The following is a 14,596-nucleotide window of genomic DNA, read 5'->3' as shown; positions in this document are numbered from 1 at the left end:
TTTCCCTCAACCTGAATGGGTGGACAACGCCGTGAAAGACTATCTCAGCCGTTCCGAAGTTCAACAACGCCACGCCGCGGGCAGCTGGCAGGCGGTTCTATTCCAGGAGCTCGCCGGCACGCTCGACAACGATACGCGCGCCTTCCCGTGCATCTTCGGCGTCGCAGGCTACCGCGCGGACCAGTTGCGTTATCTCTTCCTTGACGACGACGACGCCGAGCGCCTGGCTTCCAACCTGCGCGACTATCTTTCGCAGGCCCGCAGCTTCGGCCCCAACACGTCGCTCGTCGTGTTTTTCCGGCCGCGCGCGCTGGCCACGCTGGAAGCCTATCGCGCCCGCTTCTGGGCCTTGCTCGATCGCCTGTCCGCGCTGGACCGGCATGAGTGGCCGGCTGACATCCCCGCCGAACTCGATGCGCCGATGTGGGAATTCTGTTTCGCCGGCGAACCGATCTTCGTGGTGTGCAACACGCCCGCGCACGTCCAGCGGCAAAGCCGCCGGTCCAGCTCGTTCATGATCACCTTCCAGCCGCGCTGGGTCTTCGACCACATCCTGGGCAGCAAGAAAGCCCGCGACGCCAGCGTTGCGAAGGTGCGCGAACGGCTGCTGGCGTACGACATGATCCCGCCGTCCTCCGACCTCGGCGCCTATGGCGATCCGTCCAACCGGGAATACAAGCAGTACTTCCTGGGCGACGACAACCGTCCGGCCACGGGCTGCCCGTTTCACGCCATGCGCGCGGCTGCGTTGGCGTCCGAGGTTTGAGTGCGCGACTTGGGATCCATGACGCGCGCGGCGCGCTTTGCGCAAGCGGAACCACTCATCCGGTCAAAGGCGCGATTCTTCCGAGGGATCGGCCATTCATTCAGCGAGGTTCACATGGAAGTCATCAAGGGATTGCTCGGCGATATCGACCTGGCCCACGACCTGCGCGTGCTGCTGCCGCAACAGGGCTGCATCGAACTGCAGCGCGACGCGCCCGGCAAGGAGCATCGCACGCACAGCCACCCCACGGACGAAACCCTGATCATCGTCGACGGCACGTTGACGGTGTACGCCGATGGTGTCGAGCACGTCTGCCGCAAGGGCGACGTCATCGACCTGCCCGGCGGGACGGTGCACGGGTCCGTTGCATCGCCCACCGAAGGCGCCATCTACCTGATCGCCTTCGAACGCCTGGCGCCCGCCATCAAGGAGCGCGCCAGCCAGTGCTGCGGCGGGTAATGGGGAGAGCGATCGAACGGTCACCGAGCGGCGCCATCGCGGGCGCCGCTGCGGGCATCGCTTGTCAGTGTCAGCGCGTTGCGACGATGAACAGGCGCGGGAACGGCAGCAGTACCGCGCCGTTTTGAAGCGGCGGATATGCCTTCGCGATCATTTCGGTATAGCGATTCAGGTAGTCCCGCCGTTCGGTCTCGTCCAGGGGGTCCAGGAAGGGCCGCAGCGCGCTGCCCTTGAACCACTCCACGATCGCGGACGGGCCGTCTTCGAGGACGTGGTAGTAGGTGGTGCGCCAGATATCGACCTGGCTGCAATGCGGCGCCAGCAAGCCGTAGTACCAATCCGCGGACCTGAGCGCAGTTCGCGCCTGGCTGACGGATTTCAACTTGTCCGCCCAGGGCCCCTGCGCCGCCAGTTCGCGCATCATGCGATGCGGCGGCTCTTCCTGCGTGTCGGGCATCTGGATCGCCACGCTGCCTCCTTCGGCGAGCTTGCCGGCCAACGCCGGGAACAGCGTTTCATGCCCGGGGACCCATTGGAACACCGCGTTGGACAGGATCACGTCGTAAGGACCTGGGGCCTGCCAGGTCAGGATGTCCGCCACCTCGAACTGCACTTGCGGCATGCGCTTGCGGGCGGCTTCGATCATGTCGGCGGAGCTGTCCAGTCCCGCAATGCTTGCCGAGGGAAAGCGTTGCGCCAGCACCTCCGTCGAGTTGCCCGGACCGCATCCAAGGTCGACGACCTGGCGGGGCGCCGTGACCGGCACCGCCACCAGCAGATCGCGCACGGGGCGCGTACGTTCGTTCTCGAACTTCAGATACTGCTTGGAAGACCACTTGTCTTGCGCCATGGCTTGCTCCTTCAACCTCGGCTCGTCCGGCCGGCTTGCGGCGGATGATACTGCCGGCGGGTTGAATGGCAGCCGAACAGGGTTGGGCCAAGACGGGAGCCGCCCGAAGCGGGGGAAGGCCCGGGACGACGGGCGCTGCCGGCCCGGACCCGGACGGCGCCGAAGGGGGAAAGCGAAAAACGGGAGAGCGAGAAACCGGAAAACGAGAAACCGAAAAACGAAAAAGGCCCTGCAGCCATCAAGCGGCAGGACCTTTCAAATCGGGAATGACCAATGTATGGCATTGGTCGGGGCGAGAGGATTCGAACCTCCGACTCCTGCGTCCCGAACGCAGTACTCTACCAGGCTGAGCTACGCCCCGTTCTGACTGTGTCAGCGATCGCGGTTTACCGCGAAAGCGCAGAATTCTAGCAGGGATTGCTGATAAACGGAAATCGGGTAGGCCGCCAGGGCCTGGCGGGCCAGCTCGGCTTCGGCGCGGGCGGCTTCCATGGCATGGGCCAGGGCGTCGGTGGCGCGGATGGCGGCGGCGACGGCTTCGAAGTCGGCATCGCCGGTTTCGATGGCCTTGCGGACCAGCTCGCGCTGCGCCGGCGTGCCGACTTCCATCACGCGGATCAACGGCAGCGTGGGCTTGCCTTCGCGCAAATCGTCGCCGACGTTCTTGCCCAGGGCGGCAGCGTCGCCGCTGTAATCGAGCACGTCGTCCACCAGCTGAAAGGCGGTGCCGATGTGGCGGCCGTAGGCCGCGGCGGCCTGCTCCTGCTCGGGCGTGGCACCGGCCAGCACGGCGCCCACCTGGGCGGCGGCTTCGAACAGCTTGGCGGTCTTATAGCGCACGACCTGCAGGTAGCGCTCCTGCGAGACCTCGGGATCGTGCACGTTCAAAAGTTGCAGCACCTCGCCTTCGGCGATCACGGTGGTGGCCTGCGACAGGATGGCCATGACCCGCATGGAATCCACGTCCACCATCATCTCGAAGGACCGTGAATACAGGTAGTCGCCCACGAGCACGCTGGCCGCATTGCCGAAGACGGCATTGGCCGTTTCGCGGCCACGGCGCAGGTCGGACTCGTCCACCACATCATCGTGCAGCAGCGTGGCGGTGTGGATGAACTCCACGACCGCCGCCAGCGTGTGGTGATGCGTGCCGGTGTAGCCGAGCGCGCGGGCGATCATGAGCAGCAATGCCGGCCGCATGCGCTTGCCGCCGGCCCCGACGATGTAATCGCCGATGGTGCGGATGAGCACCACGTCGGAATTCAGTCGCGCGCGGATCACGGCGTCGACCGCTTTCATGTCGTCGGCAATGGGTGCAATAAGCTCGGGGAGATTCAAGACGTGTCCGGGTGATCAGAAGACGAGCCGTCGTGGCTCTTATCGCGGGGCCCGCGCCCGCCATGCAAGCCGACCGGGGTCGGCGCCAATTATACGGTGTCACCTTGGCGGAACACCGCTGTTCAACGCGTCTCGCGCATCGGTAAACGGCCACGCGCAAGCGTAAACCCGCTGATCGGGCGCCGGGCGGTGCGGACGGCTCCGATCGGCCGATGGGCGCCGGGCGGCTGGTGCGGGCGGCGCTGCGCAGCCGCGCCGATGCAGCGCAAGGCGCCCGCCGGCGAGCAGCTGAAAAGAGAGGAAGCCCGGTAGCTATGTTGCCGGGATCCGCCCCAGGCGGCGCCGCACCAGGATGCGTAACTGCTTGCCCTGCCTGGACTTTTTGACTTCGCGGCCACGGCGGGATAGAATTGCGAGTTCAGCGTTTTGTGCGCTGATCAACTTATAGGAAATTACCCATGTACGCGGTCATAAAAACCGGCGGCAAGCAGTATCGCGTCGCAGCCGGCGAAAAACTCAAGGTAGAACAGATACCTGCTGACATTGGGCAAGAAATCACCCTGGACCAGGTGCTGTCCGTGGGCGAAGGCGACCAGCTGAAGATTGGTACGCCCATCGTCGCCGGCGCTGTGGTCAAGGCGACCGTTCTTGCGCATGGCAGGCACGACAAGGTCAAGATCTTCAAGATGCGCCGTCGCAAGCACTATCAGAAGCATCAGGGCCACCGTCAAAACTACACCGAGATCCGCATCGAGGCCATCACGGCCTGACGCGCACCGGTATCCATAGCAGGAGCTATTCAACATGGCACAGAAAAAGGGCGGCGGCTCTACGCGGAACGGTCGCGATTCAGAATCGAAGCGACTGGGCGTCAAGGCCTTCGGCGGTCAACTGATCCCGGCCGGCTCGATCATCGTGCGTCAGCGCGGCACCCGTGTCCACCCCGGCGTGAACGTCGGCATGGGCAAGGACCACACGCTGTACGCGCTGGTCGACGGCAAGGTCCAGTTCGCCACCAAAGGCGCGCTGAACAAGAAAACGGTATCGATCGTCGCTGCCGAATAAGCGCAGGATCTTCGATCCCGCACCGCAAAGAGCCCTGTCGCGTGCGGCAGGGCTTTTTGTTTTAATGAATTTTCGCTTTCCTCCCTCTTTCCCAATACGGCGCGCAGCGGCCATCGGTCACCATGAAATTCGTAGACGAAGCCACCATTGAAGTCATTGCCGGCAAAGGCGGCAACGGCGTGGCGAGCTTTCGCCGCGAAAAATTCATCCCGAAAGGGGGGCCGGACGGCGGCGACGGCGGCCGCGGCGGCAGCATCCTGGCTGTGGCCGACCGCAACATCAACACGCTGATCGACTTCCGCTATGCCCGCTTGCACCGGGCGCGCAACGGCGAAAACGGCCGCGGCTCGGATCAGTACGGCGCGGCCGCGCCGGATATCGTGCTGCGGGTGCCGGTGGGCACGGTGGTGCACGACGCCGATACCGGCGAGCAGTTGTTCGACCTGAACCGCCACGGCCAGAAAGTGGTGCTTGCCGCGGGCGGCCAGGGCGGTATGGGGAATATCCACTTCAAGTCCAGCACCAACCGCGCGCCGCGTCAGTGGACCCCGGGCAAGGAGGGCGAGCAACGCCGCCTGCGCCTGGAATTGAAAGTTTTGGCCGACGTCGGCCTTCTTGGCCTGCCCAACGCCGGCAAGTCCACACTGATCAGCAAGATTTCGAACGCGCGCCCGAAGATCGCGGACTACCCGTTCACCACGCTGCATCCGAATCTGGGCGTGGTCCGCACGTCGCCGTCGCGCAGCTTCGTCGTGGCCGATATCCCTGGCCTGATCGAAGGCGCCTCCGAGGGCGCGGGGCTGGGACACCTGTTCCTGCGGCACTTGTCCCGCACGCGGGTGCTGCTGCATCTGGTCGATGTGTCGTCGCCCGATCCGGATACCGATCCCATCCCGCAAGCGGTGCAGGACGCGCGTGCGATCGTCGAGGAGCTGCGGCGCTATGACGAGGACCTTGCCTCTAAGCCCCGCTGGCTGGTATTGAACAAGCTGGACATGGTTGCGGACGCCGACGCCGACACCGTGAAAGCGCGCTTTTGCGCGGAATTCGGCTGGTCCGGCCCCGTCTACACCGTGTCGGCGCTGACCGGCGACGGCACGCAGGACCTGATATGGGCGCTGCAGGACTACCTGGACGCGGAGAAGCGCAAGGACCAGATCGCGCAGGACCAGGCGGAAGGGACCTATGTCGCCGAAGACCCGCGCTTCGACGACACGCGGTCCGACGCCGATCCGCGCGATGCCGGCGAACGCCCCGAATAGGCCATAATCGCAATCTTTCGCGGCGCGCGCCGCGATCTTTGCGACCGATATCCGCCGCCGTCCCGGCACCCGTCATGACCGCCGACACCAACGCCGTTTCCGTCATCGCCGCCGCCCACAGGCTGGTGGCCAAGGTAGGTTCCACGCTCGTCACCAATGAAGGCCGCGGCTTGGACCGCGCGGCCGTCGCACATTGGGCGCAGCAAATCGCCGCCCTGCGTCAGCAGGGCAAGCAGATCGTGCTGGTTTCCAGCGGCGCCATCGCCGAGGGCATGGCGCGCCTGGGGTGGCGCAAGCGGCCGGCGGCCATGCATGAACTGCAGGCGGCCGCCGCGGTCGGGCAGATGGGCTTGGCGCAGGCCTATGAAGCCGCCTTCGCCGAGCACGGCCTGCGCACGGCGCAAGTGCTGCTGACTCACGAAGACCTGGCCGACCGGCGCCGCTATCTGAACGCGCGGTCCACCCTGTTCGCGCTGCTGCGGCTGGGTGTGGTGCCCATCGTCAATGAAAACGACACGGTGGTCACCGATGAGATCCGCTTCGGCGACAACGATACGCTCGGCGCCCTGGTGACGAACCTGATCGAAGCAGACGCCCTGATCATCCTGACGGATCAGCGCGGCCTGTACGAAGCGGACCCGCGCAAGGACCCCGATGCCCGTTTCGTGGCGCACGCCCAGGCCGGCGACCCGGCGTTGGAAGCCATGGCGGGCGGCGCGGGCAGCGGGATCGGAACGGGCGGCATGCTGACCAAGGTGCTGGCCGCAAAGCGGGCCGCGCACAGCGGCGCGCATACCGTCATTGCGTCGGGCCGCGAGCGCGACGTGCTGGTGCGTCTGTCACGCGGCGAATGCATCGGCAGCGAATTGCGGGCCGTGCTGCCGGTGTGGTCGGCGCGCAAGCAATGGCTGGCGGACCACCTGCGTCTGCGCGGCCGCGTCGTGCTGGACGAAGGCGCGGTGCGCGCCCTGTTGCAGGAAGGCAAAAGCCTGCTGCCGATCGGCGTGATTGACGTCCAGGGCGATTTCGAGCGCGGCGACGTGATCGCGTGCCTGGATACCGAGGGGCGCGAATGCGCGCGCGGTCTGGTGAACTATTCTTCGTCGGAAACCCGCCGCATCATGCGCCAGCCCTCTTCGCGCATCGAAGCGCTGCTGGGCAGCATGACCGAGCCGGAGCTCGTGCACCGCGACAACCTTGTGGTGCTTTGAGCGCGCGATACCGGCCCGCGGCCGCGTGACGCGGGGCGCCCGCAAGCGGCCGCGCCGCGCTCAACCTTCCAGCAAGGACATACCGAGCTGCACCCGCCGCTGCAGCCACAGGCTGGGGCGATACCGCGGGTCGCCCGTAACGCGTTCCATGTTGCGCAGGATTTCCAGGATACGCGCCGCGCCCAGGATATCCCCCATCGCGAGCGGCCCCATGGGATAGCCGAGCCCCAGCGTCACGGCCTTGTCGATATCACCGGCAGTCGCGATGCGCTGCTGCGCGATATCGCAGGCGATATTGACGATGGTGGCGACAATGCGCTGCGCCACGAACCCCGGGGAGTCTTCGATCACGCTGACGGGCGCGCCGTCGGTAGCGAACAAGGCATGCGCGGCGTCGCGCCACGGCGCGAGCGTGGCGGGCGACGTCATGACCGTGCGGCGGCGCGCGGGATCGAAACCATGCAGGGTGTCCAGGCCCACGGTGCGCGCCGGATCCAGACCCTGCGTGAACACGGCGGTCGACACGTCTTCGCCATAGGGCGTCACCACGATCAATGCGTCGTCCGGCGGCTCGCTGGCCTGCACGCGATGCGGGCCCAGTCCGTCGATCAGCGCGACCGCGGCGTCGTGCCCCTGCGGGTGCACGGCGCTGACCCACACCTTCAAGCCGCGCGGCAACGCCGGCGCGGCCGCCTCGGCCGGCGCCTGCTTATGGCCGTCGGCATAGCGGTAGAAACCTTCACCGGCCTTGCGGCCGACCAGGCCGCCAGCCAAGCGCACCGTCGTGATGGGCGACGGGCGGAATCGCGGCTCGTCGAAGAACTGGCGGTAGATGGACTCCATGACCGGATGGGACACGTCCAGCGCCGTCAGGTCCATCAGCTCGAACGGGCCCATGCGAAAGCCTGCTTGCTCCCGCATGATGGCGTCTATCTGCGCGAAAGAGGCCACTGCTTCCTGCGCCACGCGCAGCCCTTCGGTGTTCATGCCCCGGCCCGCGTGATTGACGATGAAGCCCGGCATATCGCGCGCGCGCACCGCGGTGTGGCCCATGCGATGCGCCAGCTCGGACAGCCGGTCGCCCACCACGGGATCGGTGCGCAGGCCGTCGATGACCTCGACGACCTTCATCAGCGGCACGGGGTTGAAGAAGTGATAACCGGCCACGCGTTGCGGCAGCCGGCAGACCGCCGCGATGGCCGTAATGGACAGCGAAGAAGTGTTCGACGCCAGGATGCAGTCGTCCGCGACCACGGCTTCCAATTGCGTGAAGACGTCGCGCTTGACGTCCAGGCGCTCGACGATGGCCTCGATGACCAACTGGCAATCGGCCAGCGCTTCCAGCGATGCGGCGGTCACGATGCGCGAAAGCGCGGCGCCGGCATCGTCGCGGCTGAGCTTGCCCTTGTCGGCCAGCTTGTTCCAGGTCTGCTCCAGCGCGCCGCGCGCCGCCGCAACGGCGTCGCTGCTGGCGTCGTACAGGCGGACCGTCAGGCCGGCCTGCGCGGCGATCTGCGCAATGCCGCGCCCCATGGCCCCGGCGCCGACGATGCCGATGGTGGTGATATCCGTCATTTGCTCCTCTCCTGCTTGGCTCGTTCTCTTCGTGTCCGGCCCGGCGCGGCGCTCAATCGAGGCGGGCCGAATCTTCGACGGCGGACCGCCGCGCTCGCCTGCAGAGCAACCCGCACCGTCACATCGCGCCTTCAGGCCGCGCCGCCCGCGAGCGCCTGGATGTCGCTGTCGGACAGGCCCAGCCGCTCGCGCAGAACCTGCTCGGTATGTTCGCCGAGCATCGGAGGCGGACGGCGATATTCGACGGGACTGCCCGACAAGCGCAACGGGCTCGCGGCCATGGGAACCGTGCCCGCGGCGGGATGCGGCAGATCGCGGCGCATCTGGCGGAAGCGCACCTGCGGGTCCTCATACACCTGGTCCAGCGTGTTGATGGGGCCGGCCGGCACGCCGACGCGCTCCAGTTCCGCCAGCCAGTGATCGCGCGCGCCCTGCAGCATGCGTTCGGCCAGAATGGGCACCAGCGCCTCGCGGTTCACGACACGGCCCGGGTTGGTCGCGAAGCGCGGATCGTCGGCCAATTCGGGCATGCCGATCACGCCGCAGTAAGCACGGAACTGGCTGTCGTTGCCGACGGCGACGATCATGTGGCCATCGCTCACAGCGAACACCTGGTAGGGCACCAGGTTCTGGTGCGCATTGCCGGCGCGCCGCGGCGCGACCCCGGATGTCATGTAGTTCAGATTTTGGTTGGCCAGCATCGCCACCTGGCAGTCCAGCAGCGCCATGTCCAGATGCTGGCCCTTGCCGCTGCGCTCGCGTTCGAACAGGGCGGCCAGGATGCCCACGGCGGAATACATGCCGGTCATCAGATCGGCCACGGCCACGCCGGCTTTCTGCGGCCCGCCGCCCGGCAGGTCGTCGCGCTCGCCGGTAATGCTCATCAAACCGCCCATCCCCTGGATCATGAAGTCGTAGCCGGGACGGCTGGCGTAGGGGCCGGTCTGGCCGAATCCGGTGATGGAACAGTAGATCAGGCGCGGATTGACCTTGCTCAGGCTGTCGTAGTCCAGCCCGTACTTGCGCAGGCCGCCCACCTTGAAGTTTTCCACCAGGATGTCGCTTTGCATGGCGAGCTCGCGCACCAGCTCGGCGCCGCGCGGCGATGCGATGTCCAGCGCCACCGAAAGCTTGTTGCGGTTGGCGGACAAATAGTAGGCCGCTTCCGTTGTGTCGTTGCCCTCGGCATCCTTCAAATACGGCGGCCCCCAGCCGCGCGTATCGTCGCCGCTGCCCGGCCGTTCGATCTTGATGACTTCCGCGCCCAGATCGGCGAGATTCTGGGTGCACCAGGGGCCGGCAAGCACGCGGGTCAGGTCGAGGACGCGAATGCCGGTAAGGGGAGCGGGACGGGTGGTCATGGACGCGTGCTTCAGATTCCGTGGGTCAATGGCAGGGATGGATGTCGAATCGGCTATTGTGCCTGATGCCGCGGCGCCCAATCAGGCGCCGACAGCCGCACGCCCGCCCCTCGACGCGCCGCCGCAAAAATAGGCGTCCCAGCGTTGCGGACCGCCGCGGATCCGGCTCCGCCGGTCCGCCAGCGGCGCCCCCTCGAAGGGGAAGCGCGATAGCGCTTCGGGGGCGGGCTTGCCTCCCCCCGGCTCACGCATTCAATTCAGCCTTTATCGCCTCCCGTGCGATCACCAGCTGCTGGATCTGCGACGTTCCCTCGTAGATCCGGAACAGGCGCACGTCGCGATAGAAACGTTCGACGGCGTACTCGGAGATATAGCCGGCGCCGCCATGGATCTGCACCGCGCGGTCAGCGACGCGGCCCACCATTTCAGAGGCGAACAGCTTGCAGCAAGCCGCCTCCATCGTGGTGTTCTCGCCTCGGTCGCGCTTGCGCGCGGCGTCCATGACCATGGATTGCGCGGCGTAGATCTCGGCCTGGCTATCGGCGATCATGGCCTGGATCAGCTGAAAATCGGCGATGGGTTTGCCGAACTGCTTGCGCTCGGTCGCGTAGCGGATCGCATCGCCCAGCAGCCGTTGCGCGATGCCCACGCAAAGCGCGGAGATATGCAGGCGGCCCTTGTCCAGCACCCGCATCGCGGTGCGGAAACCGTTGCCTTCCTGGCCGCCCAGCAGGGCGTCGGCCGGAACACGGCAGTTGTCGAAGATCACATCGCAGGTCAGGGACCCGGCCTGACCCATCTTCTTATCCGGCTTGCCCAGCGTCAGTCCGGGGATTCCGGCTTCCACCAGGAAGCAGGAAATGGCCTCGGCCTTGCGTTCCGGGCTGGTGCGGGCCATGACGGTAAAGAGGCCGGCGACGGGGGCATTGGTGATGAACCGCTTCGTGCCGTTCAGAATATAGTGGTCGCCCTCGCGACGCGCGGAGGTCCGCAGCGACATCGCATCCGAGCCGGCTTCGGGCTCCGTCAGCGCAAAGGAGCCGATGAGTTCACCGGTCGCGAGCCGGGGCAGATACGCGGCGCGTTGGGCGTCGGTTCCGGCAAGCACGATGGCCTGCGAACCAATGCCGATATTGGTGCCCGCCAGGGAACGAAAGGCGGGCGATGTATGGCCCAGCGCCATCGCGACCTGCACTTCTTCTTCCATGTTCAGGCCCAAGCCCCCGTAGGCGGGGTCGATGGACAGGCCGAACAGGCCCAGCTCGCGCATGCCGGCGACGATGGATTCGGGGATGGTGCCGGTTTCCGCCAGCGCCTGCTCGGCCGGAACGAGCCGCTCCGCGACGAAGCGGCGAACGGCATCCAGCAGCAGATTCAGGGTTTCAGCGTCAAGCGCCATGTAAGTCTCCTCGGCCTTCGGGCCGGTTGTAGTCAGGACCCGTCAACGGCGTATGCCGCCGCACAAAAGATCGAAATACCCGTCGGCCACCGCTTCCGCGTCCTGTTCGCCGCCCGGCTTGTACCAGCGCGCCATCCAATTGAGCATCGACAGGATGGCGCGGCCCGTCTGCGCGGGATCGACGTCGCGAAACACGCCCCGCGCAACGCCTTCGGAGATCAGCCGTCGCAGGATCTGCTCGTATTCGTCGCGCAGCCGGGCCGCGTCTTCCCGGTAACCGGGCTGCATGCCCGAATAGCCGATCAGCATGGTCACGAATTGCGGATGGCGCGCCTGGAAATAGCGGGCGTGCGCCAGCATGAACCGCCGCAGCCGGGCCATGGGCTCGGTTTCCCGGGCCACTTCGGCCGCGACGGTGGCCGTCAAACCTGACAGCACGTCGATGATGATTGCGTCGTAAATGTCCTGCTTGGTCGGGAAGTAGTGGTAGATCGCCGCCTTCGTCACCCCGAGGCGGCCGGCCACATCCGCCATGGTGCTGTTTTCATAGCCGCTGTCGGCGAAAAGCCGGGCCGCCTCTTCCAGGATGCGTTCTCGCGGGGCCGCCATGGTCGGCGGCCGTCCGGGGCGCAGCCGTGGAGTCCCGGCGGAACGGGCGGGCGGTCCGCCGTGTGGTCGGTTCTCGGACATGCGTCATCAGGGAAATCAGACAAGGTCCCAACATCCTATTACTTACCGCCCGGAAGGTAAATACCCGGCCCGAATTGGGGACACACGGATAGAGCCCCTGTGCGCCAGGCATCGTCGTGCTTGCTTACAACATACCTAGGGTTATCCCTAGATTTTTGTTGCGCTGCACTACGGGTTTTCCCTATAATGGTTTTCACTGATCGAGCAAGACCGAACACCGCAGGAGACCGACCATGACCAACCTTGCCCTGAACCAGAATCTTCGTCTGACCGACGCGCTCGAGCGCGACATCCTGGAGAACACCTTGAACACGCAACCCGCCGCCCATCCCGTCGCCGCCGTCAAGCGCGCCGCCCGCGCCGTGGCGCATGGCGTTGGCGCTTTCTTCAACTTCGTCGAAGAAGTGCAGGACGCGATGAGCCGCGCCCAGCAGCAGAGCAGCCGCTACAGCGTCGGCCAGTGGTAAGCCGCCCGCGCCGGCTCGCATGACAGCCGCGCGCGTGCGCACAGCAGGCAGCAACGGTAGAGCAGTGCAGCAGTACGGCGGAAGAAACGACGCAGCGAAGAAGTACCAGCAGTGCCGCCGCAGTGAAGCAGAGCAGTAGCAGCAGCAGTAGCGAAGTGGAACTGGCAGCAGCCAGGCAGCAGTAGTGAAGTACGGCAGTAGTGAAGTACAGGAAGTACAGCAGTAGCGAAGTACAAGCAGCGTGAAGCCTCTCCGTTCCGGCGGAGAGGCTTTTTTTGTTTCCAGCGCATGCCGGGACGCGGCATGGAGGCCCGCATTGGCCGTCTACTGGACAACGTGCATTGACAGTCCTTGCGGCGCCTCACCATAATCGCCCGCTTCGGCGCTTACGACTGATAACGATTCATATACGGCTGCATCGCTGCCGCCTGCGGGGCGGCCGCGATTCGGGGAAAGCCCCCCGGCGCCTCCGTTGTCGTCCCGCCTCTATCCGGAGTACGTACATGCTGTTCCCCCGTCACGCCCTGGCGCTGCTGTGCGCCAGTGTCGGTATCGCCGCCGCCCTGCCCGCCCACGCCCAGACGCTGAAAATCGCGCTGTCCGCCGAGCCGACCTCGGCCGATCCCCACTATCACAAGATGACGGCCAATGACGCCTTTTCGGCGCACGTCTACAGTTCGCTGATCGGCCGCGACGCCGACATGAATCTGGTCCCGGCCCTGGCAACGTCGTGGAAAAACCTGGACGACCTGACCTGGGAAATCAAGCTTCGGCATGACGTGAAGTTCTCCAACGGCAAGCCGTTCACTTCGCAGGACGTTTTGTTCACCATCTGCCGGACGCTGAACAACGAAACCAATATCTCCGCGTCGTACGCAACGTTGACGAAGATGTTCACCGACGTCCAGACGCCGGACGACTACACCGTCATCATCAAAACGCGCGAACCGCTGCCCGTCATGCCGGCCGAACTCGCGCGTTCGCTGCCCATTATCTGGAACGGCATCGTCCCCCATGGCAAATTGACCTTCGCGCCCAAGGAAGGCTGCGGCGTGACCGGCCCCTGGCCCACCGTCGTCGACTTCAACAGCGGCAAGGACGCCATCGGTACCGGCCCGTATATGCTGAAGTCGTACGTCAAGGGCACGGGCATCGAACTGGTGCGCAATGAGAACTACTGGGGCCCCAAGCCGTACTGGAAAGAAGTGAAGATGGTTCCGGTGCCCAACGCCGGCCCCCGCATGACCGGCCTGCTGTCCGGCGACTTCGACCTGATCGAAAACCCGGCCGCGCGCGACATCCAGCGCGTGAAAGAAAACCCCAATTTCGGCTATGTGGCTACGCCGTCTACGCGCCTGGTGTTCTTCCAGCCCGACGTCGGCCGCAGCCCCAGCCCCCTCGTGAAGGCGCCGGACGGCAAGAACCCGCTCCAGGATGTGCGTGTGCGCCGCGCCATCAATATGGCGATCGACCGCAAGGCCATCACGCAGCGCATCATGGACGGCATGGCGACGCCCGCCTATCAATACATGCCGGATGGCATGTTCGGCGGGCTGGCCCACGCGCCTGAAATCAAGTACGACCCCGCCGCGGCCAAGAAGCTGCTGGCCGAAGCCGGCTATCCCGACGGTTTCGAACTGACGGTGTCGAGCACCAACGACCGCTATATCAATGACGGCCAGGTAGCGCAGGCGGTGGCCCAGTACCTGTCCCGCATCGGCATCAAGACCCACGTCGATGCCATGACGGCTTCGATCTACTTCCCCAAGCGCGCCAAGCGCGAGTTCAGTTTCGCGCTGGGCGGCTGGCCGTCCGAAGTCGGCGAGGCATCGGCCCTGTTCCAGCTTTGGGTGACGTCGCTGGATGCGCCGAAGTCGCTGGGCACCAGCAACTATGGCGGCTACTCGAATCCTGAATTTGACAAGGTGTACCGCGAGGCCGCGGTGACCGTGGATCCGGACAAGCGCCGCGCCATGCTGGAGGAATCGACCAGGATCGCCCTGGCCGACGTGCCGCTGATCCCGCTGCACTTCGAAAGCACGCTGTGGGCCTATCGCAAGGGCATCGCCTACGAAGGCCGCCGCGACCAGTACACGCTGGCCATGTCGGCCAAGCCCGCCAGCGACAAGTAACCGCGGTGCAAGACCGCGCCG

The 14,596-nt window shown here is 65.8% G+C and carries 14 protein-coding genes and 1 tRNA gene; 8 read left to right on the top strand and 7 right to left on the bottom strand.

Translation table 11 applies throughout. From position 1 onward, the window contains the following. Window positions 1-31 precede the first annotated feature (31 nt). Together CAL13_RS01205 and CAL13_RS01200 are read left to right on the top strand one after the other, a co-directional pair. Window positions 32-766 carry a YqcI/YcgG family protein gene (locus tag CAL13_RS01205; protein ID WP_086073458.1) on the top strand — a complete coding sequence of 245 codons (735 nt, stop codon included), beginning with the start codon at window positions 32-34 and terminating at the stop codon, window positions 764-766. Between the two features lie 114 nt (window positions 767-880). After that, complete coding sequence (locus CAL13_RS01200; protein WP_086073457.1) at window positions 881-1,225, top strand: cupin domain-containing protein; 345 nt, start codon at window positions 881-883, stop codon at window positions 1,223-1,225. Window positions 1,226-1,295: 70 nt separating this feature from the next. Here CAL13_RS01200 and tam read toward each other — a convergent pair whose 3' ends face one another. The 3 genes from tam to ispB all read right to left on the bottom strand — a co-directional run bounded on the left by tam (window position 1,296) and on the right by ispB (window position 3,413). Then, window positions 1,296-2,075 (bottom strand): trans-aconitate 2-methyltransferase, encoded by a 780-nt coding sequence (gene tam / locus CAL13_RS01195; RefSeq protein ID WP_086071255.1) that lies wholly within the window; start codon window positions 2,073-2,075, stop codon window positions 1,296-1,298. Between the two features lie 284 nt (window positions 2,076-2,359). After that, window positions 2,360-2,436, bottom strand: a tRNA-Pro gene (locus tag CAL13_RS01190). Between the two features lie 11 nt (window positions 2,437-2,447). Continuing rightward, complete coding sequence (gene ispB / locus CAL13_RS01185) at window positions 2,448-3,413, bottom strand: octaprenyl diphosphate synthase (protein ID WP_086071254.1); 966 nt, start codon at window positions 3,411-3,413, stop codon at window positions 2,448-2,450. 458 nt (window positions 3,414-3,871) lie between these two features. On the opposite strand from ispB, the gene rplU reads away from it, so the two are divergent. From rplU to proB, 4 genes are all read left to right on the top strand, one after another. Then, window positions 3,872-4,183, top strand: coding sequence for a 50S ribosomal protein L21 (rplU, locus tag CAL13_RS01180; RefSeq protein WP_086055872.1), 312 nt, complete (start codon window positions 3,872-3,874; stop codon window positions 4,181-4,183). 34 nt (window positions 4,184-4,217) lie between these two features. After that, on the top strand, window positions 4,218-4,478 hold the full coding sequence (rpmA, locus tag CAL13_RS01175) for a 50S ribosomal protein L27 (protein WP_086055871.1): 261 nt from the start codon (window positions 4,218-4,220) through the stop codon (window positions 4,476-4,478). A gap of 122 nt (window positions 4,479-4,600) precedes the next feature. Further along, on the top strand, window positions 4,601-5,740 hold the full coding sequence (obgE, locus tag CAL13_RS01170; RefSeq protein ID WP_086071253.1) for a GTPase ObgE: 1,140 nt from the start codon (window positions 4,601-4,603) through the stop codon (window positions 5,738-5,740). Between the two features lie 74 nt (window positions 5,741-5,814). After that, window positions 5,815-6,951 (top strand): glutamate 5-kinase, encoded by a 1,137-nt coding sequence (proB, locus tag CAL13_RS01165; protein ID WP_086071252.1) that lies wholly within the window; start codon window positions 5,815-5,817, stop codon window positions 6,949-6,951. A 60-nt stretch (window positions 6,952-7,011) separates the two neighbouring features. Here the strand turns inward: proB and CAL13_RS01160 are convergent, their stop codons facing one another. The 4 genes from CAL13_RS01160 to CAL13_RS01145 all read right to left on the bottom strand — a co-directional run bounded on the left by CAL13_RS01160 (window position 7,012) and on the right by CAL13_RS01145 (window position 11,976). After that, entirely contained in the window at window positions 7,012-8,526 is a 1,515-nt protein-coding gene (locus CAL13_RS01160) for a 3-hydroxyacyl-CoA dehydrogenase (protein ID WP_086071251.1), read from the bottom strand. A gap of 131 nt (window positions 8,527-8,657) precedes the next feature. After that, entirely contained in the window at window positions 8,658-9,887 is a 1,230-nt protein-coding gene (locus tag CAL13_RS01155) for a CaiB/BaiF CoA transferase family protein (RefSeq protein WP_086055867.1), read from the bottom strand. Between the two features lie 244 nt (window positions 9,888-10,131). Next, a complete protein-coding gene (locus tag CAL13_RS01150; protein WP_086071250.1) occupies window positions 10,132-11,286 on the bottom strand; it encodes an acyl-CoA dehydrogenase family protein in 1,155 nt (384 codons plus the stop codon). A 42-nt stretch (window positions 11,287-11,328) separates the two neighbouring features. Continuing rightward, window positions 11,329-11,976, bottom strand: coding sequence for a TetR/AcrR family transcriptional regulator (locus tag CAL13_RS01145; protein ID WP_086071249.1), 648 nt, complete (start codon window positions 11,974-11,976; stop codon window positions 11,329-11,331). Between the two features lie 233 nt (window positions 11,977-12,209). Between CAL13_RS01145 and CAL13_RS01140 the strand changes: the two genes are divergently transcribed. Together CAL13_RS01140 and CAL13_RS01135 are read left to right on the top strand one after the other, a co-directional pair. Further along, window positions 12,210-12,443, top strand: a complete 234-nt coding sequence (locus CAL13_RS01140; protein ID WP_086055864.1) for a hypothetical protein — start codon at window positions 12,210-12,212, stop codon at window positions 12,441-12,443. 503 nt (window positions 12,444-12,946) lie between these two features. After that, complete coding sequence (locus CAL13_RS01135; RefSeq protein WP_086071248.1) at window positions 12,947-14,575, top strand: ABC transporter substrate-binding protein; 1,629 nt, start codon at window positions 12,947-12,949, stop codon at window positions 14,573-14,575. Window positions 14,576-14,596: the final 21 nt, after the last annotated feature.

Source organism: Bordetella genomosp. 9 (genome assembly GCF_002119725.1).
Classification (GTDB): domain Bacteria; phylum Pseudomonadota; class Gammaproteobacteria; order Burkholderiales; family Burkholderiaceae_B; genus Bordetella_C.
The sequence above is the reverse complement of the archived record's forward strand: the minus strand, read 5'-3'. Positions and strand labels throughout refer to the sequence as shown.

Coding starts and splice junctions, on each gene's coding strand:
- CAL13_RS01160 (WP_086071251.1), bottom strand. CDS start 8,526: ATGACGGATATCACCACCATCGGCATCGTCGGCGCCGGGGCCATGGGG.
- rpmA (WP_086055871.1), top strand. CDS start 4,218: ATGGCACAGAAAAAGGGCGGCGGCTCTACGCGGAACGGTCGCGATTCA.
- tam (WP_086071255.1), bottom strand. CDS start 2,075: ATGGCGCAAGACAAGTGGTCTTCCAAGCAGTATCTGAAGTTCGAGAAC.
- CAL13_RS01155 (WP_086055867.1), bottom strand. CDS start 9,887: ATGACCACCCGTCCCGCTCCCCTTACCGGCATTCGCGTCCTCGACCTG.
- CAL13_RS01145 (WP_086071249.1), bottom strand. CDS start 11,976: ATGTCCGAGAACCGACCACACGGCGGACCGCCCGCCCGTTCCGCCGGG.
- CAL13_RS01200 (WP_086073457.1), top strand. CDS start 881: ATGGAAGTCATCAAGGGATTGCTCGGCGATATCGACCTGGCCCACGAC.
- rplU (WP_086055872.1), top strand. CDS start 3,872: ATGTACGCGGTCATAAAAACCGGCGGCAAGCAGTATCGCGTCGCAGCC.
- obgE (WP_086071253.1), top strand. CDS start 4,601: ATGAAATTCGTAGACGAAGCCACCATTGAAGTCATTGCCGGCAAAGGC.
- CAL13_RS01150 (WP_086071250.1), bottom strand. CDS start 11,286: ATGGCGCTTGACGCTGAAACCCTGAATCTGCTGCTGGATGCCGTTCGC.
- proB (WP_086071252.1), top strand. CDS start 5,815: ATGACCGCCGACACCAACGCCGTTTCCGTCATCGCCGCCGCCCACAGG.
- CAL13_RS01135 (WP_086071248.1), top strand. CDS start 12,947: ATGCTGTTCCCCCGTCACGCCCTGGCGCTGCTGTGCGCCAGTGTCGGT.
- CAL13_RS01140 (WP_086055864.1), top strand. CDS start 12,210: ATGACCAACCTTGCCCTGAACCAGAATCTTCGTCTGACCGACGCGCTC.